Source organism: Terriglobia bacterium (genome assembly GCA_020072815.1).
In the GTDB taxonomy this organism is placed as follows: Bacteria; Acidobacteriota; Terriglobia; order Terriglobales; family Acidobacteriaceae; genus Angelobacter.
In genome coordinates this window covers 226455-251100 of the sequence record JAIQGE010000006.1, presented here as the reverse complement: position 1 = coordinate 251100, position 24646 = coordinate 226455, and the positions used below count along the sequence as shown (strand labels likewise).

The 24646-nt window shown below is 60.5% G+C and carries 18 protein-coding genes; 15 read left to right on the top strand and 3 right to left on the bottom strand.

Annotated features, from left to right (window positions below; translation table 11 throughout):
• Positions 1–64: 64 nt before the first annotated feature.
• Entirely contained in the window at positions 65–793 is a 729-nt protein-coding gene (locus LAO20_10055) for a hemolysin III family protein (GenBank protein MBZ5531763.1), read from the top strand.
• A 3-nt stretch (positions 794–796) separates the two neighbouring features.
• On the opposite strand, the gene LAO20_10050 is transcribed toward LAO20_10055, so the two are convergent.
• A complete protein-coding gene (locus LAO20_10050; GenBank protein ID MBZ5531762.1) occupies positions 797–1189 on the bottom strand; it encodes a hypothetical protein in 393 nt (130 codons plus the stop codon).
• Between the two features lie 267 nt (positions 1190–1456).
• On the opposite strand from LAO20_10050, the gene LAO20_10045 reads away from it, so the two are divergent.
• Entirely contained in the window at positions 1457–2557 is a 1101-nt protein-coding gene (locus tag LAO20_10045) for a Gfo/Idh/MocA family oxidoreductase (GenBank protein ID MBZ5531761.1), read from the top strand.
• 158 nt (positions 2558–2715) lie between these two features.
• Positions 2716–3750: an energy transducer TonB gene (locus tag LAO20_10040; GenBank protein ID MBZ5531760.1), complete on the top strand. Its 1035-nt coding sequence runs from the start codon at positions 2716–2718 to the stop codon at positions 3748–3750.
• A gap of 12 nt (positions 3751–3762) precedes the next feature.
• Here LAO20_10040 and LAO20_10035 read toward each other — a convergent pair whose 3' ends face one another.
• The gene (locus LAO20_10035; GenBank protein MBZ5531759.1) at positions 3763–4620 is read right to left on the bottom strand and encodes a transcriptional regulator; all 858 of its coding nucleotides are present in this window, start codon (positions 4618–4620) and stop codon (positions 3763–3765) included.
• A gap of 303 nt (positions 4621–4923) precedes the next feature.
• On the opposite strand from LAO20_10035, the gene miaA reads away from it, so the two are divergent.
• The 5 genes from miaA to LAO20_10010 all read left to right on the top strand — a co-directional run bounded on the left by miaA (position 4924) and on the right by LAO20_10010 (position 14700).
• Positions 4924–5871 (top strand): tRNA (adenosine(37)-N6)-dimethylallyltransferase MiaA, encoded by a 948-nt coding sequence (miaA, locus tag LAO20_10030; GenBank protein MBZ5531758.1) that lies wholly within the window; start codon positions 4924–4926, stop codon positions 5869–5871.
• A 699-nt stretch (positions 5872–6570) separates the two neighbouring features.
• Positions 6571–8517, top strand: coding sequence for a mechanosensitive ion channel family protein (locus tag LAO20_10025; GenBank protein MBZ5531757.1), 1947 nt, complete (start codon positions 6571–6573; stop codon positions 8515–8517).
• A gap of 189 nt (positions 8518–8706) precedes the next feature.
• Entirely contained in the window at positions 8707–12282 is a 3576-nt protein-coding gene (nifJ, locus tag LAO20_10020; protein ID MBZ5531756.1) for a pyruvate:ferredoxin (flavodoxin) oxidoreductase, read from the top strand.
• Positions 12283–12395: 113 nt separating this feature from the next.
• Entirely contained in the window at positions 12396–13748 is a 1353-nt protein-coding gene (locus LAO20_10015; GenBank protein MBZ5531755.1) for an FAD-dependent oxidoreductase, read from the top strand.
• A gap of 181 nt (positions 13749–13929) precedes the next feature.
• Positions 13930–14700, top strand: coding sequence for a methyltransferase domain-containing protein (locus tag LAO20_10010; GenBank protein ID MBZ5531754.1), 771 nt, complete (start codon positions 13930–13932; stop codon positions 14698–14700).
• Positions 14701–14796: 96 nt separating this feature from the next.
• Here the strand turns inward: LAO20_10010 and LAO20_10005 are convergent, their stop codons facing one another.
• Positions 14797–16344: a hypothetical protein gene (locus LAO20_10005; GenBank protein ID MBZ5531753.1), complete on the bottom strand. Its 1548-nt coding sequence runs from the start codon at positions 16342–16344 to the stop codon at positions 14797–14799.
• Positions 16345–16656: 312 nt separating this feature from the next.
• Here LAO20_10005 and LAO20_10000 point away from each other — a divergent pair, with 312 nt between their 5' ends.
• The 7 genes from LAO20_10000 (at position 16657) to LAO20_09970 (ending at position 24625) form a co-directional block, all read left to right on the top strand.
• Positions 16657–17544, top strand: coding sequence for an MBL fold metallo-hydrolase (locus tag LAO20_10000; protein ID MBZ5531752.1), 888 nt, complete (start codon positions 16657–16659; stop codon positions 17542–17544).
• A gap of 48 nt (positions 17545–17592) precedes the next feature.
• The gene (locus LAO20_09995; GenBank protein MBZ5531751.1) at positions 17593–18240 is read left to right on the top strand and encodes a DUF4230 domain-containing protein; all 648 of its coding nucleotides are present in this window, start codon (positions 17593–17595) and stop codon (positions 18238–18240) included.
• Positions 18241–18278: 38 nt separating this feature from the next.
• Complete coding sequence (locus LAO20_09990) at positions 18279–19250, top strand: aldo/keto reductase (protein MBZ5531750.1); 972 nt, start codon at positions 18279–18281, stop codon at positions 19248–19250.
• A 241-nt stretch (positions 19251–19491) separates the two neighbouring features.
• Positions 19492–19830: a hypothetical protein gene (locus tag LAO20_09985; GenBank protein ID MBZ5531749.1), complete on the top strand. Its 339-nt coding sequence runs from the start codon at positions 19492–19494 to the stop codon at positions 19828–19830.
• 176 nt (positions 19831–20006) lie between these two features.
• Positions 20007–20924, top strand: coding sequence for a universal stress protein (locus tag LAO20_09980; GenBank protein ID MBZ5531748.1), 918 nt, complete (start codon positions 20007–20009; stop codon positions 20922–20924).
• Between the two features lie 24 nt (positions 20925–20948).
• Positions 20949–23552, top strand: a complete 2604-nt coding sequence (locus tag LAO20_09975; protein MBZ5531747.1) for a cation-translocating P-type ATPase — start codon at positions 20949–20951, stop codon at positions 23550–23552.
• Entirely contained in the window at positions 23549–24625 is a 1077-nt protein-coding gene (locus LAO20_09970) for an AI-2E family transporter (protein ID MBZ5531746.1), read from the top strand. Before LAO20_09975 ends, LAO20_09970 begins: the two co-directional genes overlap by 4 nt.
• Positions 24626–24646: the final 21 nt, after the last annotated feature.

The following is a 24646-nucleotide window of genomic DNA, read 5'->3' as shown; positions in this document are numbered from 1 at the left end:
TGAAAAGCAAGAACTGGTCAACTTGCGACATGCACGCTGGCGCGGCCTTCGACATCTAAGCTACATGGGCCAAAACGGAATCTCGAAAGGTACATCACGCGATACTTCCGGTCCGCCGCCCGCCCCGGGAGCAACTGCTCCGAATGAGATATTTTCGGAATCCGTGCCCGTCAAAGACGAATTATGGAACGCCCTGACCCACGCCATCGGCGTGACCCTGGCGCTGGCCGCGTTGGCCGCGCTGGTGACGCTGGCCAGCCTGCACGGCAACGCGCGGCAGATGATTTCCTACAGCATCTATGGCGTGAGTCTGGTGCTGCTCTACGCCGCCTCTACCGCATACCACGGAGTCCGGTTGCCGCGGGCCAAACAGGTTCTGAGGATTCTGGACCACTCCGCCATCTATTTGCTGATCGCCGGCACGTACACGCCCTTTGCGCTCATCAGTCTGCGCGGCGCCTGGGGCTGGTCGTTGCTGGGCATCATTTGGGCGCTGGCGGCTGCCGGGGTGGTCTTCAAGGTCTTCTTTATTGGCCGCTTTGCCCGCACCTCAGTCGTCATCTATCTCGCCATGGGCTGGCTGGCGCTGGTCGCTGCCCGGCAGCTCTTTGTCCATCTGCCGCGGAATGGATTGATCCTTTTGTTCGCCGGCGGGCTGTGCTATTCGGTGGGAGTGCTGTTCTTTGCCTATGACTACAAGCGTTTCCATCACGCGATATGGCATTTGTTTGTCCTGGCCGGATCGGCCTGCCACTTCTTCGCCGTCTGGGTGTCTACGCTGAAGCCGGCATGAGCCTTATTGCTGGCTGATCTGCATGTTCTGGTCAATGCTGATGGTCTTGACCACCCCCGGAGCGTCCGGGCCGGTGTAGGTGGCCACGATGCGGAAGGTGGAGGCGCTGACCTCAGCCGAGTAAACATAAGGTCCGCGCTGGGTGTGGGTCATGGTGAGGTCGCCGTCAGCCCGCATCTGCTCCAGCGAGCCGTAGTTGCCGCGCAGGGCGATACGGGCGCGCTCAGCCTGGGCCATGGCCAGCAGGTCACTGCGGATGCCCATCAGGTCCACGGTGGACGTGGCGTTGGGGTTGTTTCCTCCGCCGAAGAGAGTGGTCTGGCTTTGGCGCATGTAGTACCAGGCGCCCACGCACAGCACCGCCAGCAATGTGATGAATCCGAACGCGCGGCCCATCTTGTTCTCCTTTCGAGGCTTTCGGTTGCTCAACTGCGAAAGCTCCGGTTGAAATAATTGGCGGCCCCAGCAATCCCCGTGATCGCGCGTGATCGCCGACATCGCCGTAATCGAGTAACCAAAGGCTTGTCGCGGATAAGCGCAGATTCAGCGCGGACAAAAACCGGCTCTGGTCGTACCGCTCGACATTTTCAAATGCGTGTCATCGGCTTTGATCGACGCTGAGATTTGCTTTTCCGATCACGGCGATTACGCGCGATTCCGGCGATGTCGGCGATTACAACGATCCAAGCAATCATAGCTTTACCGTCCGGCCCCGGCTCTGAGAAAATCAACGTCTTGGCTAACCAAAGTGCAATCCGTGTAGCCGCCGTTGGTGTGGGCTCGTTTGGACGCAACCACGCCCGCGTGTATCACGATCTCCAGCAGCAAGGCCAGCCGGTCGTGCTGGTCGGCGTTGTGGACTCCAACCGCGCCACCGCGGAATCCGTGGCCGCGCAGTTCGGTTGCAAAGCGTTTGCCGCGGTCGAAGAGTTGGCGGGCAAAGTGGACGCCGCCTCCGTCGCCGTGCCCACGGTCCATCATCTCAGCGTGGCCAAGGCGCTGATGCAGGCAGGCATTGACGTCCTGATCGAAAAGCCCCTGGCCTCCACTCTCGCAGAAGCCGACGAGTTGCTCCGCGTGGCGGCGGCCAACCGGCGCGTGGCGCAAGTCGGGCACCTGGAGCGATTCAATCCGGCGGTGCGCGCCACGGTGCCGCTGCTGACCAAGCCCATGTTCTTTGAGGTCCACCGGCTCAGCGTCTTCACCCCGCGAAGCTTGGACGTGGACGTGGTCCTGGACCTGATGATCCACGATATTGACGTGGTGCTTTCCTTCGTCAAATCGCCGGTCACCGAGATTCGCGCCGTGGGCTTGCCGGTGGTGAGCGGCAAAGTGGACATCGCCAACGTGCGCATGGAATTTGAAAACGGCTGCGTGGCCAACTTCACCGCCAGCCGCATCAGCACGGAGCGCGTCCGCAAGCTGCGTTTTTTTCAGCCGCGCGAGTACGTCTCCGTGGATTACGGCCGGCAGGACGTGCTGCAGTTCCGTGTGAGCAACGAAGAAAGATTCTCCCTCGACCAACTCATGGGCATGTCTGGCGAATCGTCCGGCGTGCCCATTCCCGGCGTTACCGTGAACAAGCCCGCAGTGCAGCAGGAAGAACCGCTGCGGACGGAGATCAAGTCGTTCCTGGACGCGGTGCGCAACCGCAGCACCCCGGTGGTGTCGCTGGAAGACGGCCGTCGCGCGCTGGCCGTGGTCCTGGACATCCTGGCCCACATTCAGGAGCACAGCCGCCGGGCGGGAATCCACTCCTTGTAATCAGTTTGTAAACACTTGTAAAGCCAGAAGTGCCCTATCCCTTGGTGATTCAGGCATTTCCATGGAATACGGTAGACTTTTTAAGTCCCGAATAAACGCAAGTTCATCTCATACGTTGCATTCAATGAGAGAATGGTCTTAAGTCCTTCAACCAAGGCTTGCGCTGGCGGTGTCCTATTCCCCTGACCGAAGAACAGATTGACGAAGTCCGGGTGCCTTTTTCGGCGCGCGATGGTGAACTCCATCTGCTGATCGCCGACTTGTACCAGGATGACGTAGGTTCTTACCGCCGCCGCGAAGCCGCCTGGATCTCCGGCGTGGTCCACGTGGTGGTGATCCTGCTGCTCTTGTTTCTGCCCAAGTGGATTGGCGATTCGGTGGTGGTCATTCCCATGCAGCAGAAGCAGAACGCTACCTTCATCACTCTGCCGGAAGACCAGCTCAAGGTGAAAGCGCCCAAGACCGACATTATTTCCGATAAGAACCGCATCGCGCAGTCGCGCACGCCGGTGCCCGACCGGGAGATTCTGAAAAAGCTGCTCGACCAGCGCAGGCCGGGTCCGCCCAAACCGGCGCCCGCGCCTGCCCCCGCCGCGGACGCCACCCAGCAAGCTCCTCCGCAGCCCGCCGCCGTTCCCGTGCCGGCGCAACCTGCTCCGGTGGAGAACGCCCGGCTGCAAGCGCCCATTCCGGAGCGCAAGCCGGCGACGCCTTTTGCCATCAAGTCGCCAGGCTCGTCGGTGACGCAGGCCATCCAGTCCGTCGCCAACGGCCACGGGCCTTCCACGGTGGACTACGGCGGAGGCGACTACGGTCCCGGCCAGCGTCCCCGCGCTGACAAGCGCGATGAGATGGAAATCCTCAGTGACACCATGGGCGTGGACTTTGGCCCCTACCTGCGGCGCTTAAAGGTAACCGTGCAAAGCCACTGGGACCCGCTGATTCCGGAAGTAGCGTTGCCGCCGATGATGAAGAAAGGTTCGCTCATCATTGAGTTCGCCATTATGAAAGACGGCAGCGTGCAGGGTCTGAAGCTGATCAGTTCGTCCGGCGACGCGGCGCTGGACCGTGCCGCGTGGGGCGCGATTACCTCGGCCGTCCCGTTCAACCCGCTTCCCGCCGACTTCAAGGGCGACTTCCTCAAATTGCGCGCGCGCTTTATCTACAATCCTGACCGCAATGATTTTGATTAGTCGCGGAAAGAATCAGCTCGTCGGCTGCATCATCTTCATCAGCACTCGCTGCGCGAATGGCATATAGATGAGCGCTGCACACGCCCCCAGCGCCAGGCCCATTCCGATGCGGTCCTTGAGCAGCAACGGTGACAGCGCCCAGATCATGTCCAGTACAAACAACGCGGGAAAAATTCTGCGGTATTTTTCGCCCAGCAGGTGGTAGTCAAAGGCCGTTGCCGTGATCAGGTAGAGCCGCACCGCCAGTCCGGCGAGCGCGGTGACCATGTACACCACAAACGCAGTGGTTCCCGCGCCGCGCCACGCCGTTTCCGCTGACTGGGCCAGCCGTTCCCAGCGGAACAACGCAGCAATATAGAAGACCACGTACATCACCTGCGCCAACGTGAACAGCAGTCTGGTGGTGCTGCGGCTGGCGCGCGGAAGAGAAGACACCGGCTGCGCGGGGCGTCCTTGCGTCGAGCTGACTTGCGCCGTCACACTTACCGCCGCGGCTGGCGACGGTTTTGCTTGCGTCGCAAGCGCAGCTTGCCCCGCTTCGCCTACTGCTTCCACTTCGCCCAGAAAGCGATATCCGCGTTTGGCGATGGTCTCCACGTACCTGGGACTGCCGGCGGAATCGCCCAGCGCGTCGCGCACCTTGGCCACCGCGGTGTTCAGGCTGTGGTCAAAGTCCACAAAAGTGTCTTCCGGCCAGATCCGCTGGCGCAGCTCTTCCCGCGTGACCACGTCCTTGGGCCGCTCCAGCAGCGCCACCAGCACATAGAAAGGTTGCAACTGGAGCTTCAGCCGCTGGCCCTTGCGACGCAGCTCGCCCGCGCGGACGTCGGCTTCAAATTCGCCGAATTTGTATTTTGAAGCGTGTTCCATGCTTTTCCGGTGACACATTCTATATGAGCTGGCTCGGGTTCTTTCATCGCGCGGCTCTGATGTCCAACAGCCAACGGCCAATAGCCGATTGCTGGCCTTACAATGTCTGCCATGGACGAAGGCGATCGCGAAAGCCAACGCACGAGCGAAGCGGCCGGAGAGCCTGAAGACCAGTCGCGTGCCGCGTCCTTGCAACGCGCTCTTGGTCTGGCCCTGATCGCCTTGCTGATCTTGCTCTTCGTTTTTCTGCGGCGGCGCTGGGGTAGCCTATGAGCTGGAGCAGCCTATGAAATGGACCGGCCCATGAGCTTGATTGTCCCCACGCCGCTCCTGGTGGTCATTCTCGGTCCCACAGCCAGCGGCAAAACTTCGTTGTCGCTCCATCTGGCTGAGCGTCTCCACGGCGAGATCATCAGTTGCGACTCTGTCGCCGTCTATCGCGAATTTGAGATCGGCACAGCCAAGCCTTCATTGGAAGACCGCCGGCGCGTTCCTCATCATCTGATTGATGTTGCCGCGCCCACCGAGCTGGTCACCGCCGGCGACTACTCGCGTCTGGCGCGCCAGGCCATCCGCGAAATTCGCGTTCGCGGTCATCAGCCGATTGTCGTCGGCGGCACCGGGCTTTATCTGCGGGCTCTGCTGGAAGGCCTGTTCTCCGGCCCGCCGCGATCGGAAGAGTTGCGCACACGTCTGCGCCAGCGCGTGGAGGAACGTGGCGCGGAATATTTGCACCGCGTGCTGCGCCGCCTGGACTCGAAAGCCGCGGACTCGATCCACGCCAACGATGTTCCTAAAGTCATCCGCGCCGTGGAAGTTTCTCTCAGCGCGCGCCGCCCCATGACGGACTTGTGGCAGCAAGGCCGCGACCCGCTGCCCGGCTTTCGCATTCTTCGCCTGGGACTCCAGCCCGATCGCGCCGAGCTCTACCGGCGCATCAATGATCGCGCCGCGGAGATGTTCCGCCACGGCCTGGTCGAAGAGACCCGCACGCTGCTGGCGCGCTACGGGCAAGCGGCGCGTCCGCTGCATTCTCTGGGCTACAAACAGGCGGCGCAATTCTTGGCGGGAGAAATTTCATTGCAGCAGGCCATCACCGGCGCGCAACAGGGCCATCGCAATTACGCCAAGCGGCAGATGACCTGGTTCCGCCGCGAGCCCGGCGTCCACTGGCTGGAAGGCTTTGGCTCTGATCGGCAGCTGCAGCAGCAATGCATGGAACTGGTCCAGCAAAAGCTTCTGAATCCTTGAGCGCTTTTTGCTGGAGTCTTCGCTCGCGCACCCATCACGCATGTTCAATGCGCGGACATTCACTTGCTGACTTTCATTTACGGAAGTTCATTTGCGGATCTGGCGCACCACGGCCCACAGCACCAGCGCGACGAACACGAACAACACCAAGCGTCCAATCATCTCGCTTCAGAGATTAACTCGAAACCGCCGGCTCGCGCTTCCGCCAGACATTCTTCTTGTGCATTTTTCTGTTGACATTGCATCACGTGTACCTCAATATCTTGTGTGTACCCGGTTGCAGCCCCTATCCGTAGGGACGCCTGGGTGAATCGGGCTCCAAGGAATCAAATCTTCGAAAAGGAGACACACCATGGCTGCAAAGAAAAAGGCTGCAAAGAAAAAAAAGAAAAAGTAACTCTCCTCGCGGAGCCAAGTCTCCGTGAAACCTTCAAGGGATAATAGTTTTAACGGGTGTTCATCGGAACACCCTTTTTATTTGCTCGCAACTCCCTGGCGCCGCCTCTCTCCCGTTCCCTTGCCGAAACCACGGCTGCGGTGCAACTCCATCCCTGGAGCTTGCCTCCAAACCAATGTTGCTGCCTGCGCGGTCGCAGGCCATCGCCAGTCTCGCCCTCGGCAGATTGTGTGGAAGCGGCGCCGCGTGCTTCAATGTTTCCTGGTAACGATTCCTGGTAACGATTCCTGATCCGGTCTTCTATGCTTCAATTTTCGCAACGTCTTATCTTCGCTCTTCTACTCACCGCGCTGTTGTTGCCGGCGACGACGCCCGCGCACGCGCAAGCCACCGTCAATCCTCCGGTGGACAAGGGCGAAGACATCATCCAGTTCCTGAACCAGACGCTGCTGTGGTACCGCCAGTTGGGAACGCAGCAGCAGATTGCCAGCGACCCCAGTGACGCCATCTTCATCAACAGCAGCCGGCGCCTCGGAGACCAGGTGGTCCGTCTGGCGTTTGATTTTGCCCGCGCGCGGGCCCAGGCCCTGGCCGTGCGGCAGGGCGCCAGCTCCGCAGCGGCGCCGGATCCGTCCGTGGCCGCATCGTCGTCGCAGTACCAACGCTTCGCCGACCTGGCCGCCAAAGCCGACCAGCAGGTCAAGCAGTCCAAGAAAGAATTGGAAGCCCTGCGAGCGCAACTGGAAAAAGCAACGCCCCGGCAGCGCCGCGTTCTGCAAGCCACCGTGGACGAAACCCAGAGCGAAGTGGAGTTCCACCAGGCGCGGCGCGACGTGATGCGCAGCATGATGCAAGTCTCCAGCGGTAGCAGCTCACCGGGCACGGGAAATCTGGCCGCGCAGATCGAAGAGTTGGCCCGCGCCATTCCCGCCGCGGCAGCGGCCCCCGCGAGCGACGCAGCGTCTGACGCTAACGCAGCTTCCGGCAATTCCGATTCGCCCAGCGTTACCGGATTCGGCCACAGCACGCCCTCCGGGATTGTCGCCGTTGTTTCGGACATATTTTCCGTGCGCAAGAAGATCCGCATCTTGGACGACAATCTCCAGTTGACTGCCGAGCTGGTGAAGTCGGCCCGCGCCATGCGCGCTCCGCTGTTGGCCCATAACCGCGAACTCACCCAGAAAGGCGATCAGCTCTCGGCGCAAGCCCTTCCCCAGGACCCCAAGGCGCTGGCACAGCAAAGCAAAGACCTGGACGCGCTCACCGCGCAGTACAAGCAGCTCTCCGCCAGCCTGGTGCCGCTCGGCCGGCAATCCATTTTGCTGGATGTTTACCGCCGCGACGCTTCCAACTGGCGCGCCGGGCTGCAAAGCCAGTACCAGTCCGAACTCAAGAGTCTGGCGCTGCGTCTGGCTGGGCTGGCCGTGGTGCTGGCGCTGGTGTTCGTAATCTCTGAGCTGTGGCGCCGGGCCACCTTCCGCTACATCACGGACACGCGCCGCCGCAATCAGTTTCTGGTGGTGCGCCGGATCGTGCTCTGGATTGTCGTGGCCATCATCGTCGTGATGGCCCTGGCCAGCGAGCTCGGAGCCATCACCACCTTCGCCGGATTGCTGACGGCCGGCATTGCCGTGGCCTTGCAGAACGTCATCCTGGCTGTGGCCGGATATTTTTTCCTGGTGGGAAAGTACGGCGTCCGCGTTGGCGACCGCATACAGATCGGCGACGTCACCGGCGACGTGGTGGAAATCGGCATGGTGCGCCTGCATCTCATGGAAGTCAGCCGCGGCGTGGCCCCGCGCCCCACCGGACGCGTCGTGGTCTTCTCCAACGCCGTGGTCTTTCAGGCCGGCGTGGGCATGTTCAAGCAGATCCCCGGCACCAGTTTCCGCTGGCATGAAGTCACGCTCTCCGTGGGCAATGAGGGCGACTACCGCCATGTGGAAGCGCGCATGATGGAAGCAGTGAACAAAGTCTTCGCCGACTACAAAGACAAAATCGAAGCGCAGCGCCTCAGCCTGGAGCGCTCGCTGCATAGCAGCATTTCTTCCTTCGCCCCGGAAGGCCGCCTGCGGCTTACTCCCACAGGACTGGAGATCGTGATTCGCTATCCCGTGGAAACCAACAGCGCAGTGGAGATTGACGACCGCGTGACGCGCGCGCTGCTCGACGCCCTGGAGAGCGAGCCCAAACTGCGTTTGCTGGACTCCTCCGGGCCCGCCATCAAGTTGGAAGAACACCCGGCGTAATCAGCCCGTCCGCCCGGGTTGGCCCTTTCCTTGCAACCGATTCCCCGCCGTGACAGGCATCACATCCAGCTTGTGCACCCGTGCCCGATGATAGAGAGACCCGGCGTCCCGCAAGGGGCGCGTTAAGGAGGATAGGGCCGCGAATCTCGCACTCATCCTGCGCGTTTCGCGTCCCTATTGAAAGTACCCATGAATTTCCGGCCCCAAGTCACCATTGATGGCAACGAAGCGGCAGCCTATGTCGCCCACAAGATTAATGAAGTCATCGCCATTTATCCCATCACGCCTTCTTCCGCCATGGGTGAATGGGCCGACCAATGGTCTTCTGAGGGGAAAGTCAACATCTGGGGCTCGGTCCCGCACGTCGTGGAAATGCAGAGTGAGGCCGGCGCCGCCGGAGCGCTGCACGGCGCGCTGCAAGGCGGGTCGCTGGCCACCACCTTCACCTCGTCGCAAGGCCTGCTGCTGATGATTCCCAACATGTACAAGATTGCCGGCGAGCTTACGCCCGCGGTGATTCATGTGGCCGCGCGTTCGCTGGCGACGCACGCGCTCTCCATCTTCGGCGATCACCAGGACGTAATGGCCGTCCGCCAGACCGGCTGGGGTATGTTGGCATCGAACTCCGTCCAGGAAGCCATGGACTTTGCGCTGATCTCGCAGGCCGCCTCCATGGAAGCGAGCCTGCCCTTCGTCCATTTCTTTGACGGCTTTCGCACGTCGCATGAAATTACCAAAGTGGAACAGCTCTCCATGGACGACATGCGCGCCATGGTCCCGGAAGAGCTAGTGCAACGCCATCGCCAGCGCGCGCTTTCGCCGGAGCATCCTTTCATTCGCGGCACGGCGCAAAACCCTGACGTTTTCTTCCAATCACGCGAGGCCGCCAACCCTTATTACCTGGCTGCGCCGCTCATCGTCCAGCACGCCATGGACAAGTTCGCGGCGCTCACCGGACGGCAATATCATCTGTTCGATTACACCGGCGCACCGGACGCCGAGCAGGTGATTGTCATCATGGGCTCCGGCGCCGAAGTCGCCGAAGAAGCCATCGCGCACCTGAACCAGCGTGGCGGTAAATATGGCGTACTGAAAGTCCACCTCTACCGGCCTTTCTCCGTGGAGCACTTCATCCAGGCGCTGCCGCCCACCGTGGAAGCCATTGCCGTGCTCGACCGCTGCAAGGAGCCGGGCAGCGTGGGCGAACCGCTGTTTTGTGACGTGGTCACCGCGCTCAACCAGGCCGAATCGGAAACCACGCACCTGGTGCAGCCGCTACCCAAAGTGATTGGCGGGCGTTATGGATTGTCATCGAAAGAATTCACGCCGGGCATGGTCCAAGGCGTCTTCGACGAGCTACAAAAAGAAAAAAGCAAGAAGCACTTCACCGTCGGCATTTTTGACGATGTGACCCACACCAGCATTGACTTTGATCCCACCTTCACCACGGAAGCCCCAGACACGGTGCGCGCTCTGTTCTATGGTCTTGGATCGGACGGGACCGTAGGCGCAAACAAAAATTCCATCAAGATCATCGGCGAAGACACCGGGCTCTACGCCCAGGGTTATTTCGTGTATGACTCCAAGAAGTCCGGGTCGCTCACCATTTCTCATTTGCGTTTTGGCCCCAAGCCCATCCATTCCAGCTATCTGATCACGCAAGCCAGCTTCGTCGCCTGCCATCAATCTGCTTTTCTGGAGCGCATTGAGGTCCTCAAGTACGCGGAACCCGGGGCCACCTTCCTGCTGAACAGCCTCTTTGGGCCGGACGAAGTGTGGGCCACCCTGCCCGCCTCCATCCAGCAGGAGATCATCCGCAAGAAGTTGAAGTTCTACGTGATTGACGCCTACAAAGTGGCCAAAGAAACCGGCATGGGCGGGCGCATCAACACCATCATGCAGACCTGCTTCTTCGCCATCAGCAACGTGCTGCCGCGCGAGCAGGCCATCGCCGCCATCAAAGATGCCATCCGCAAGACGTACGGCAAGCGCGGCGCCGCCGTGGTGGACAGAAATTTCAACGCCGTGGACGAGACGCTGCACAACCTGTTTGAAGTGCGCGTCCCCGCCAGCGTCACCAGCAGCCTGGTCCTGCATCCTCCGGTGTCCGCGCAGGCGCCGGAGTTTGTGCGCAACGTGCTGGGCCCCATCATCCAGGGCAATGGCGACCTGCTGCCTGTCAGCAAGATGCCCGCTGACGGAACCTACCCCAGCGGCACCTCGCAGTGGGAAAAGCGCAACATCGCCCTTGAAATTCCCGCGTGGGACAAAGACCTGTGCATACAGTGCGGCAAATGCGTCCTGGTCTGCCCGCACGCCGTGATTCGCGCCAAAGTGTACGACGCTGACAAACTCGCCGCCGCGCCGGAAGGTTTTCTCGCCGCACCGGCCCGCTGGAAAGACATGGGCCACATGAAGTATTCGCTGCAGGTCTCGCCGGAAGACTGCACCGGATGCACGCTCTGCGTGGACGTCTGCCCGGCCAAGAGCAAGACGGACGCGGCGCACCGCGCGCTCAACATGGTCCCGCAACCGGCGATTCGCGAGCGCGAAGTCAAAAATTGGGACTTCTTCCTGCAACTGCCGGAGTTCGACCGCGAAAAGCTCTCCTTCAGCCAGATCAAAGACGTGCAGCTCATGCAGCCGCTGTTTGAGTTTTCCGGCGCCTGCTCCGGCTGCGGTGAGACGCCGTATATCAAGCTGATGTCGCAACTGTTCGGCGACCGCACCATTGTGGCCAACGCCACCGGCTGCTCGTCCATCTACGGCGGCAACCTGCCCACCACGCCTTACAGCGTGAATAAAGATGGCCGCGGCATCGCCTGGGCCAACTCGCTGTTTGAAGACAATACGGAGTTCGGGCTCGGCCTCCGCCTGGCCCAGGACAAGCAAGCCGAGTACGCGCGCGAACTGCTGCTGCGCCTCTCGCCCCTGGTGGGAGTGGAGTTGTCTCAATCTCTCCTGGAAGCCGACCAGTCCGGTGAGGCCGGCGTCCACGCCCAGCGCCAGCGCGTTGCCGAACTAAAGAAGCAACTGGCCACTCTGGCGGACAACAACCGTGACGCCCGCGACTTGCTCGTGGTCGCCGATGAATTGGTCAAGCGCGCGGTCTGGATCGTCGGCGGCGACGGCTGGGCCTATGACATCGGCTACGGCGGTCTGGACCACGTGCTGGCGTCCGGACGCAACGTCAAAATCCTGGTCCTGGACAGCGAAGTTTATTCCAACACCGGCGGGCAGACTTCCAAAGCCACGCCGCGCGCCGCCGTTGCACGCTTCTCCGCCGGCGGCAAGTCCACGCCCAAGAAAGACCTGGCGATGATGGCCATGGTGTACGGCAACGTCTATGTCGCGCGCGTTGCCCTGGGCGCGTCTGACATGCAGACACTCAAGGCCTTCAATGAAGCTGAGGCCTTCAACGGCCCTTCGCTCATCATCGCTTACGCGCACTGCATCGCCCACGGCATTGATATGACGCACGGGCTCTGCCAGCAGAAATTGGCCGTGCAGTCCGGACACTGGCCGCTGTTCCGTTATAATCCGGCGCTGGCGGAGAAGGGCATGAATCCCATGCAACTGGATTCCAAAGCGCCCTCGATTCCCCTGCAAGACTACCTCTATAATGAGACGCGCTACACCTCATTAAGACAAGCTCATCCAGCAGAAGCCCAATCCCTGCTCCAGCAAGCCCAGCAGGACGTGGTGGAGCGCTGGCGATTGTACGAAAACTGGGCCAAGATGCCCGTGAACGGTAAAGAACAGTAACAACTCAAAAACCCCACTGCGCGCAGAGAGAGCAAGTTGCTCGTCGCCCTTGCCGCTCCTTTGCTTTGCGTCCTTTGCGTCCGTGGCGGTAAAACATTCGGAGGAAAGCCCAAGTGAAGACCGTATTCGTAGTTGGCGCGGGACCCGCAGGACTTTTTGCCGCTCAAAAGATTGCCCAGGCCGGCCATGAAACTTTCATTGTGAATCGTGACATCAAGCCCGGCGGCCTGGCCGAGTACGGCATTTATCCCACCAAAGACAAAATGAAGATCGGCCTGCGCAAGCAGTTCGCCAAGGTGCTGAGTTTTCCCAACGTGCATTATTTCGGCCACGTGCCGGTGAGCAGCCAGTCGGCGGTTTCCGTGGCCGATTTGCAGGCGCTTTCACCTTCCGCCATAGTTTTCTCCGTGGGCGCGCAAGGCACCAAGAAACTGGGCATCCCGGGTGAGACCGCCAAAGGCGTGTACGCTTCAAAAGACTTTGTCTACAGCTACAACCTGCTGCCTCCGTTTACGTCCAAAGATTTTTCCACCGGCAAGCGCGTGGCCATCATCGGCATGGGCAACGTGATGGTGGACATCGCCCGCTGGCTGCTCATTGACGCCCCAGTCAAGACCGCGGAAGAAGTCGTCGTCATCGCCCGTCGCGGACCGTTTGAAGCCAAGTTCGACAAAAAAGAATTTGACCACGTGGAAGAATTCCTGGACCGCAAGGCCTTTGACGACGAACTCCGCCGCATTCAGCCGCAACTGGCTTCCGTGGGCCAGGACATCAGCAAGCTCGCCGAAGATACTTTTCCCGTGCTGGCCAAGCCGGCGCAGGAAGTCAAAGGCCCGCGCATGCGCTTCCGCTTCCTGTGCTCGCCGCAGGCCATTCATGCGGACGCCGCTGGCCGCATTGACAAGCTTACCGTCGTTGAAAACGTCCTCTCCGAGCGCGACGGCTCCATCTCCTGCAAGGCCACCGACAAGACCGCCGACCTTGACGTGGACACCATGATCTTCGCTATCGGTGACGTGGCGGATCCTTCGCTCGGGCTGCCATACCAGCGTGATGCTTACGTGACCAACCCGGCGCCGGGTGAAGACCCCAAGCGTGCCTCCTGTTACGAACTGTTTGATCCGCAAAGCGGCAAAGTCCTGCCCGGCATGTACGCCGTGGGCTGGGCGCGAAAGGCGAGTGACGGTCTCGTCGGCATCGCCCGCCATGACGGCGAAGTGGGCGCCGCGCACGTACTCAAGTATCTGGAAGGCGTCGCCGACGCTCAGGGCCCCACCGCCCAACAAGTGCGGAGCCTCTTTGAACGCAAAGGCCTGCAAGTGGTGGACAAGGCCGCTCTGGATTGCCTGGGCCGCGCGGAAGAGCAAACCGCCAAAGACCGCGGGCTGGCCTGGTTCAAGTTCGACAAAGACGAAGACATGCTGGCCGCGATCGCCGCCGAGAAGCACAAACCGGTTTCAGTTTAGAAAGAACAGCAAACCACAAAGGACACGAAGGAACACGAAGTAGGAGTCGAGGACCACTCTGCGTCCACACTCGGCTCGCGACCAACTGTCCTGCGCGAGAAATAAATTCTTCCCCTTTTGCGTCCTTTGCGTCCTTTGCGGTCAAATTTCCCTCGTTTCGCTGGTAAAATGCCAGCCATCCATGCCCGACTGGAACCCCGAACTCTACCTCAAATTTGCTGATCAACGTGCGCGGCCCGCAGCGGACTTGATCGCGCAGATCAAGATCGCCAATCCCAAACGCATCATTGACCTGGGTTGCGGCCCCGGCAACAGCACCGCGCAGTTGAACAAGCGCTGGCCGCAGGCCCATCTCACCGGGCTGGACAGCTCGGCGGAAATGCTGGCGCAAGCGCGCCAGAAGCACCCGGGCTGGACGTGGATTGAGTCTGGCATTGAGAGCTGGGTGGCCATCGCACCGTACGATCTGGTCTTCAGCAACTCCGCACTGCATTGGGTCGCCGACCACGGCCAGCTCCTACGACGGCTGCTCAGCTATGTCGCGCCTGGCGGCGCGCTCGCCGTCCAGATGCCGAACAATTTCCATTCGCCCGTGCACACCGCCATGAAAGAAGTGGCGGAAAGCCCGCGCTGGAGCGGAATCCTTGGCCAGGAGGAAGAGCACTACGCGGTGGAGACCCCTGCGTTTTACTACAACGCGCTTCGTGAGAGCGCCAGCCTGCTCAACATCTGGGAGACCGAATATCTCCAGATCATGGATGGCCCGCGGGCCGTGCTCGACTGGATTCGCAGCACCGGCATGCGCTTCTATCTGGAGCGCCTGCCGGGCGAAGCCGAACGCCTGCAATTTGAGGCCGACTGTTTGCGGAAGATCGAAAACGAATACGTTGCCAACGACCAGGGCAAAGTGCTTTTCCCGTACAAGCGCATCTTTATTTTGGCCTACCGCTAAAGGCTTCATCCTCGCCTACCGCTAGAGGCCGCTGCGAAATCGAAAAAAATGGGGAGCCTCGACGGCTCCCCGCTTTCCGCCGAAATCTTTCAGCGATCACTTCTTCTCATATTTGTCTTTCTCGGTTTTGGGTTTGGGCGCGGCCACCAGCTTGCTATGCGGCGGCGTCCGGAACAGTTTCAGGAAGCGTTGCCGCGCGGCGGCTGACTGCGGGTAATAAGCATTCAGCAACGCGAAGGTGAAGATCTGGTTGGTCCCGGTGAACTTGGCTGGCGCTCCGTTCCCGGTAGCGCTTCCGTGGCAGTCCATGCAGCTGTGGGTCTGGAAATAAGACTCAATCGCCGTATTGGCATAGACGCTCAGATCAACCTGGTTGGATGTATCGTAGAGCGGGTAAAACGTGGCGCAGGAAGCATCGCCGGGAGAGCAAGGATTCAGCGTGTTCACCATCTGGTAGTACTGCCACACCGTGCCCTGCAATTGTTTCTGCCACGTCTGGTTCGCCTGCTGCACGTTCGCGGGTATTGGAGTGACCTGGCAGAGATTGTTGGGAGCGTTGGTGGCGCTCCAGGAAATATTCCCCGTAACTTGGGCTGGCCCCTTGTTATAAGAGGTGCCGCAGTTGCCGTTGGGAGTATTCGCCGCAGCCAGCGTCGCATTCATGCCTGCAGGCGCTGACGTGTTGTCCACCTGCTCAAACGTCGCCCAGAACCATGTGCCCCCGGTGGAAGGCGTCAGTCGAAGGATGTGCAGCCCGATGAGGCCAAACAGTGTGGGTCCCTGGCAGGTCTTGCCGTCTGGCTGCATGAAGTAGCCCCACTGCGTGTAGTACCGGGGAATGATGGCCTTGTCCGCTGTTGGGTCCAGCACTCGCCATGCGGCTTTCACCTCCAGCGCGCCATATTGCGCGTACGACGGAAGCGGCGTATTGAACTCCTGTCCGGTCCTGGGGAAGGGCGCAAGCTTGCCGTTCTTTTTGTAGTCGGCCGCCTGCTTGGAGCCCAGGAAGTATCCGTTCTGCTGAATATACGTGTACTCAGACTGGTCCAGAAGAATGTCCGTCAGCGTGTACCAGCCTTTCTGGTCTACCAGCGGATTTCCCGTTGCCTGATTGATGTAATCCTTGACGATGGTGGCGCTTTGGAAAGTTGAACCGTCAATGAACATGGGCTGAAACCCGGGCGCCACCGGATTGCTGCCGATTGCGGCGCAACTCGCGGGGATGGTGACGCCCTGCGTGTAGCTTGCCCCCGGATCAACGCCGTTGTTCAGCATGATGGTGCCGACGTCGCGATAAGTTTGCCAAACGGTGGGAACCAGCGCCCCGTTGGCGGCAGCGGCGCCAATCGTGGACCCAGTGTTCGGCTGGCCGTTGCTCCCGGCGACCGCCGGCCAGTCCAGCGCTACAAACGTTTGCCAGCCCAGGTTGAGCCAGTCATTTTGCGTCGGCGTAGGAGTTGGGCTGGGACTGGGAGGAAATACATCCACCGGCACTTGCCAACCGGTGGGGCTTACCGTGGGTTTCTGCACTTCAGCAACCGGGCCGGGGGCCGGCTTGCTTTCTTGTTTGCAGCCGCTGTTGCCGGCAATGATCGCCATCGCGGCCAGCAGCGCTGCCACGATGAGGGCTCTCGTCTTATGCATACGTTCTCTCTTTCTCTTGTTCTCTTGATATGTTGCTGTGCCGATGGGGCCGCATCGCTGTGGCTTTGCAGGTTAGAGTGAAGGCCGCCCGGTTCTGCCGGGGTTGGTTGGTGAATACAAGAAAGAAGCGGAAGCATACGCCGGTTGCACCGGGATGGAACCTGGTTTCGCAAGTTGTTACGTTTTTGAAAATCTGTGCGCCCGAGAAAAGGTTTGTCCCAGCGCGCGTACTCACGATGATTGGCTTCGCCAGCTTCTTTCACGTCCGCGATGCGTCCTGGTCCCGGGCAAGCGTAGAATGCAGGGACCATCATGAAGCAACGACTCTTTGTCTTGATCGCAATCATTCTGTGTGCCGGCGCAGCTTGGGGCTCCGTCCACAAGATCGGCCCGGACCTGTACGCCTACATCTCCGACAATGACTCCAGCGCCAACTCCACTTTCCTGGTGAGCGACCAGGGCATCCTGGTGGTGGACACCGGCCTCAACGCTCAGGAAGGCCGCAGGCTGCTTGATGAGATCCGCAAAATCTCATCGGCGCCGGTGCGCTGGATTGTGAACACCCACTACCATCCCGACCATCGCGGTGGAAACATCATGGTGGGACCGGACGCAATCGTCATTGCAACGTTTGAGACCCGCTCGGCAGTGCTGCGAATGCAACGCCCGCAGTCGCAACCAAGTGGCAGCGGCAACCGGCTGGCGACAGGATACGAGATGAGTGAGACCTTCAGCGGGGAGCGCGGCCCCACGCTGTACGTCGGCGGACATGAAGTGCGGATTTACCATCCTGGCCCGGCGCACACGCTCGGCGACGCCGTGGTCTACTTCCCGGACCAGCACGCCATCGCCACCGGCGACCTTCTTCTCACCAATTCCTGCCCGGCGATGGATGATGGCGACATGGAAAACTGGATCAAGGCCCTCGACCAGATTCTCGCTCTGCCCGTGGAACATGTGGTTCCCGGACACTTCGCATTGGCCGGCAAGCCTGAGCTGCAGCGCTTTCGCAATTACCTGGCCGACCTTCGCGACCAGGTGAAGAGCATGTTCGACAAGCGCATGTCGCTTTACGCGGTGAAGAAGGACCTTCGGCTTCCCAAGTACAAGGACTTCCGCCAGTACCCGCAATACCAAGCAACGTTTGCCGACAACGCAGAGGCGTACTACAAACAACTGGCTGACCGCGTCGTCAAGTAGCCGCGGCAGATTTCTTCTTCTTCCGCCTGGACGCACTACAATCACCATATGGCAGAAACTTCAACCGACAACCCGGTCAAGACGCCCAGACTCGGCCTCGCATCCGGACTCCTCATCGGCGGGCTAGCCATGCTGCTCCTTGTGCTGCTGGCCGGGCGCGCGCAATCCGGCATGATGGACAAATTGTGGTCGACCATCACCGGGCGCAAGACGACCATCATCAGCCAGGGCGCGGTGGTGCAGCGCATCCAGCGGCTGCAGCGCATGGAAACCGTGGTCTACAACATGGACAAGATCGTCACCGGGCAAAAGGAAACTCTGCTGCTCCCGGACTTCCTGGCGGGCGACAAGATGCTGCTGATCGTCCACGGGCAGGTGATCGCCGGCATTGATTTTGAGCAGCTCCGCGCCAGCGACATCCAGATCACGGGCAAGGAAATCCATTTGAAGCTGCCCGCTCCCAGGATTCTGGTCACGCGAATTGACAACGCGCGGACGCGCGTTTACTCCCGCACCACCGGGCTGCTGGTCCCCATGGACCCCAATCTGGAATCGCAGGTCCGCCAGCAGGCCGAAGGCGAATTGCTGGACGAAGCAGGGCGCAGCGGCATCCTGACCACGGCGCGCCAGAACGCGCGCACCACGCTCACCAGTTTCCTGCTGGGCATGGGCTTTGAGAAAGTGGAAGTCGAGTAACCGCCGCGCTCCTTTGTCTTCATTTAATATGGTCGCGTATGGAATACGTCAACCTTGGTTCCACCGGCACAAAAGTCTCCCGCATTTGCCTGGGCTGCATGACTTACGGCGCCAAGAAATGGCGTGAATGGGTCCTGGAAGAAGCCGAAGGCCGCCCGTTCATCAAGCAGGCGCTGGAACTGGGCATCAACTTCTTTGACACCGCGGACATGTATTCCCTGGGGGTGAGCGAGCAGATTCTGGGCCGCGTCATCAAAGATTTTGGCTTGCCCCGCGAAAACCTGGTCATTGCCACAAAAGTGTTCTTCCCCATGAGCGATGATCCCAACGACCAAGGTCTTTCCCGCAAGCACATCATGCAAGCGATTGACGCCAGCCTGCGCCGCCTGCAAATGGACTATGTAGATCTGTACCAGACCCATCGCTTCGACTACCATACGCCGATTGAAGAGACCATGGAGGCCCTGCACGACGTGGTCAAGGCCGGAAAGGCGCGCTACATCGGCGCCTCGTCCATGTTCGCCTGGCAGTTTGCCCGCATGCAGTACACCGCGGACCGCCTTCGCCTGACGCGCTTTGTCACCATGCAGAACCACTACAACTTGGTCTATCGCGAAGAAGAGCGCGAGATGGCGCCGTTTTGCATAGCGGAAGGTGTGGGCATGCTGCCGTGGAGTCCGCTGGCGCGCGGATTGCTCGCCGGCAGCCGCAAAGCGGGGACCCTGCGTTCCAAAGAAGACGACTACACCAAGAAGCTCTACACGCAAGAAGCCGATGATCGCGTGGTGGACTGCGTGGCCGCCGTCGCCAAGCAGCGCGGCGTCCCTCCGGCACAGGTTGCGCTGGCTTGGCTGCTGCACAAACCGGGAGTCACGTCGCCGATTGTGGGCGCGTCCAAATCGCACCACTTGCAGGATGCAGTGGCGGCCGTCAGCCTGAAGCTGACCAAGGAAGAAGTGGGCCAACTGGAGTCCGTGTACGTCCCCCACGCGGTGTTGGGGCACCACTAAGACGAATCCTCACCCGGCGGGCCGGAGTTTGCAAAGCTCATGTGAATCAGGCGCTTTGCTGTGCGGTTTCGCTAACCAATACTTCATCTTCAACACACACGCGTGACGCTGATCACAGGCCGGATGTGTCGCTAACCCCCAAAATAGCTAGACACATCAACGGCTGGGCCCCCTCGCCCATGAAGGACGCGCAAGACTGTGCCGCGATTCGGGCCTCCAGTCGGCCGCACGGGGAGCAGCGATGGCCATCATCAATTTCGCGGACGGGAAAGCAACCCGGCAGTACACGATAGAGGAACTGCAAGATCAAGCCGCGCTCGCCGAACTCGGTGTGGTCGGCAAAATTCCCGTAGAAGAACTCCTGGCTTCCGCTCGGGAATACCAAAAGAAAGTTGAAACCGAGCTGGCCGGCAAGATGCCGGAGTTCGACCATAACTACTGGTGGAATTCATCCCCCACCATGAAAGTCGAGATGAAGCCCACCCGCGTAGGCTTTGGCGAAGCCCTTCGCGAAGGCGGCGCTGATCCACGGGTTTGCTGCCTGGGACTGCAGCAATACCCATGCTCAAAGGGAGTTTGAGGTCAGCGGCGAGCATATTGCCGCCAAGGCCAAGGAACTCATGAACGTGAAGCTGCGCACACGCCAGCTCAAGACGGCCACCCTGCACGTTCCGGACTTAGTGCGGGCCGCCGGGTAACTACGGCCCTGTGATAAACATCACGGCTCATGCGCCCGGCGTAGCATCTAATGGAAACATGGCCGCAGTCCATTCCAGTGTCGCCTTGAAAAAAGTGCTGTTCCCCACGGATTTTTCTGAAGAGTCGGCGCATGCCATTGATTACGTCCGCGCTTTGCGTCACGGTTACAATGCGAAGATCTGCGTCCTTCACGTGGCCGATCTTTTTCCCTACTCGCTGAGCGACGATCCTGTAGCCACCCAGAAAGCATCTTCCATCCTCCACCAGGCGGAGGCCCGGATTCGCGACTTCATGCTGGTCCACCGTTTCGATCGCAAGCATTTTGAGCCGGCCGTGGTGTCTGGCGAAGTGTTTGAAGCCGTGGCCAAATTCGTCGCGGAACATGAAATTGACCTTGTTCTTCTGGGCAGCCGGGGCGATCTGGGCATCAGCCGGTTGTTTCTTGGTTCCGTGGCGGAGGAAATCTTCCGTACCGCGCGGTGCCCGGTGATGACCGTGGGTCCGCAGGCCCACGCCCCTGAAAAAGACGGGCGTTTCAACCGACTTCTATTTGCCACCGACTTCAGCGAGCATTCCCAATCTGCGTTGCCTTATGTCGAATTCCTTTTGGCGGACAACCCTCAGGCTAAGCTCACTCTGGCCCACTTTCACCAACGGGAGGAGAAGGAACTCCTAAGCCGCCATCAGGAACAGCGGAATCTCGAGGACCAACTGCGTTCCCTGGTTCCCGACACTCTCCAGGACCGCATCGCTGACGTGATTGTGGCTCCCGGGCCCGCGGCCGGCGGCATGGTGAAACTGGCCACGCAGTTGGAGGCCGATTTGCTCATCCTGGGCGTGCGGTATGGGGGCTCGTTCTTGCGGATCGCGACGCATGGACCTTTCTCGGTAACGCAAGCTGTGATCGGCCGCGCGCCGTGCCCGGTCTTCACAGTGCGCGGTCCGCGGTCCGCTTCGATTTCGGGCGCGTTATGAAAGCGTGATGCGGAAGCCACCTGTATGGGAAGACTCCAACAACTTGCTAGTCCGCCTCCCCGCCATCCGGTGGAAACCTCAACGGCGTTCCAGGGACTGACGGAGACCGAAGCCCGCGAGCGCCTGAGCAAGGAAGGCCCCAACGAGCTGCCGTCGGCAAAGTCGCGCACTCAACTGCGCATCGCACTGGACGTTCTCCGCGAACCCATGTTCATGCTGCTCATTGGGACAGGCACGGTCTACGTGCTGTTGGGTGACCCGCAAGAGGCGATCGCCCTTCTGGTGGCAGTCTTCGTGATTATTGTCATTACCATTAACCAGGAGCGGAAGACGGAGCGGGCGCTGCACGCTCTGCGCGATCTCTCCAGCCCAAGAGCTCTGGTAATTCGCGAAGGCAAGCGCCGGCGCGTTCCCGGACACGAAGTGGTGCGCGGCGACCTGGTTGTGCTGTCAGAAGGAGACCGTGTTCCCGCCGATGCCATCGTCCTTGAAAACCGCAACCTTTCCGTCAATGAGTCGCTGCTAACAGGTGAATCTGTTCCTGTGCGAAAGACTGCGGGCCATCGCGATACGCTAATGACTCGTCCCGGCGGCGATGACTTGCCGTGCGTGTTCTCCGGGACCCTGGTGGTGCAAGGGCGAGGCGTGGCCCAGGTGCTTGCGACCGGCGTTGCCACCGAGTTGGGGAAGATCGGCAAGGCGCTGGAAGGCTTGCAGACCGGGAGCACACGGCTTCAACTTGAAACCAGCCGGCTCGTCCGCGTCTTCGCCGTGGTTGGCTTTCTCTTGTGCGTCGCGGTGGCTTTGATCTATGGCTATACCCATTCCAACTGGCTGCGGGGAATCCTGGCTGGTCTCACCCTGGCGATTTCCATGGTGCCGGAAGAATTCCCGGTAGTGCTGACCATTTTCCTGGCCATGGGCGCCTGGCGCATTTCCCGCAAGAACGTTCTGACGCGGCGCATGCCGGCCATTGAAACCCTGGGTTCAGCCACCGTCCTCTGTGTGGACAAAACCGGCACCCTGACATTGAACCGCATGTCCGTGCAGGCGCTCTATGCGGCGGGCCGGACTTTCCAGATCGCACCCAGCACCCACCAGGTGCCGGAACATTTTCATGACGTTGTTGAGTACGCCATTCTCGCCAGCAGTCGAGATCCTTTTGATCCCATGGAAAAGGCCTTTCTGGAGTTGGGCAAGCACGCGTTCCCTGAATACGAACATCGCCATCCGGAATGGACGCTCGTCCGCGAATACCCGCTGTCGCCAGGCTTATTGGTCATGTCTCGAGCCTGGCAGCCTGCGGGCAAAGCTGCTTGCGTCGTGGCTGCCAAAGGAGCGCCGGAAGCAGTACTGGAACTCTGCCGCGTCTCGCCTCCGGAAAAAGAACTGCTGCTGGCTGCAACGTCGGAGATGGCCGCTGCCGGCTTGCGCGTCCTGGGTGTAGCCAAGGCACAACTCACAGCGCCACTGCCGGATGAACAGCGCGTCTTGCCTCTGGAATTCGTGGGCCTGGTGGGACTGGCTGACCCGGTCCGCCCTTCTGTGCCGGCCGCGGTGCAGGAATGTTATCGCGCTGGAATTCGGGTCATCATGATCACCGGCGACTATCCTGTGACCGCGCAAAACATCGCCGCTCAAATCGGGCTGCGCGATTCCACCGCGGTCATTACCGGCCTGGAACTTGATGGCATGACGGACGCTGAACTCCGCCGGCGAGTGCGCGGCGTCAATATGTTTGCCCGCGTTGTTCCTGAGCAAAAGCTCCGTTTGATTAGCGCGCTCAAAGCGGAGGGAGAAGTAGTGGCCATGACTGGAGACGGCGTTAACGATGCGCCCGCGCTGAAGGCCGCCGACATCGGCATTGCCATGGGCGCCCGCGGTACGGACGTGGCCCGCGAAGCAGCTTCGCTTGTCCTCCTGGACGACGACTTCTCTTCCATCGTGAACGCCATACGCCTGGGCCGCAGGATCTATGACAACCTGAAAAAAGCCACCGCGTACATCCTGGCCATCCATGTTCCCATTGCCGGAATCACCCTGGTTCCCGTGTTGCTGAAATGGCCCTTGGTCCTGCTGCCGCTGCACGTGCTGTTTTTGGAATTGATTATTGATCCCACGTGTTCCATTGCCTTTGAAGCTGAGCCGGAAGAGTCGGATGTGATGGCTCGTCCGCCCCGGGACCCCAACGAATTGCTGTTCACCCGCAAACGCACGCTCATGAGTCTGGCGCAGGGGCTCACCGTGCTGGCTTCAGTCCTTGTTGTCTATCTCTTCGCCATCCGCCTGGGGCATGATGAGTTTGATTCCCGTGCTTTGGCTTTTTCCACCCTGCTGGTTGGCAATCTATGCCTGATCTACACCAATCGGTCCTGGAGCCGCACCATCTGGCAGATGATGCGCTCGCCGAACCGGGCGTTGCTCTGGGTGACCGCGGGCGCCCTCTCCGCTCTAGGACTCATTCTCTACGTACCCGCGTTACGCGGCTTGTTCAAGTTTTCCGTATTGCATCCTATAGATTTGGTGGTTGCCATTTCCGCGGGTTTCCTCGGCGTGTTGTGGTTTGAGTTGCTCAAGCTCTTCGGCGCCCGTCTGCGCCCCGGCCCGTCCAGCAGAGAGGCGGTATGAGAAATAACAAGGATGCCGCAACCGCGCTGCTGCTGGTTTTAACGGCGCTGTTCCTCTATCTATGCTGGATGCTGTTCCGGCCCTATGCCGGCCCTATTATCTTTGCCGCCGTGATCGCCATCATCTTCCACCCTGTACACCGTTACTCGCTGCGCATTTTTCGTAACCGGAATGCCGCGGCGCTGGCCAGCACCCTGGCCACCATGTTTGTTGCCGCCGTGCCGATCTACTTTCTGGGAAGAGCGGTCAGCCATGAACTCACTGATCTCTACCGTTCGCTGGCTACCAGGAGCGCCCCGGAAGGCGGCCTTTCCGCCAGCGCCCTGCACGCCGTTGAACGTTTGGTTGCCTGGGTTGGACAGCACTTTGCCTGGCCTGCGCTTGACCTTCACGCAATGGCCGTCCGCCGGCTGGAAGAAGCCAGCGCCTTTCTGGTCCGCCTGGGCGCAAGTCTGGTGACCAACATCTTCACCTGGATCGCCGACGCAGTGATTGCGGCGCTCGTCCTCTTTTTCCTGTTTCGCGACGGCGCGGCCGGCATGGCCCGTCTAGGCTCAGCCCTTCCGCTCGGGGCAGAGCGCTTTGCCGAACTGCAGCAACGGATCAATGCCACGGTGATCGCCAATTTTTATGGCGGCGTGGCTGTGGGCGCAGCGCAGGGCAGTCTGACCGCCCTGGCCTTCTGGGTGCTGGGAATTGATTCGCCGGTCTTGTGGGGCGTGGTCACCGCGTTCTTTTCTCTGGTGCCCGTAGTTGGATCAGCTACGGTCTGGGTGCCTGCAGGGGTAATCCTCCTCTTCAGCGGACACCTCATTAAAGGCATCATCCTGCTGGCCTGGGGAGCTGGCGTGGTGGGGCTGGCGGACAACGTTGTCCGCCCCTGGATCATCAGTGAGAGCGTTCGCCTGCATACGATTTACGTTTTCTTTGCCTTGCTGGGAGGCATGCAGGTTTTCGGCGTGATGGGACTCTTCTTGGGCCCGGTGATTCTCTCTGTAACCGTGGCGCTACTCGGCATGCTCCGTCAGGACCTGCAGGAGCGGACACACGCCGGGCCCTCGAACGCGAATTGATACGTTGCCCGCAGGTCCGTC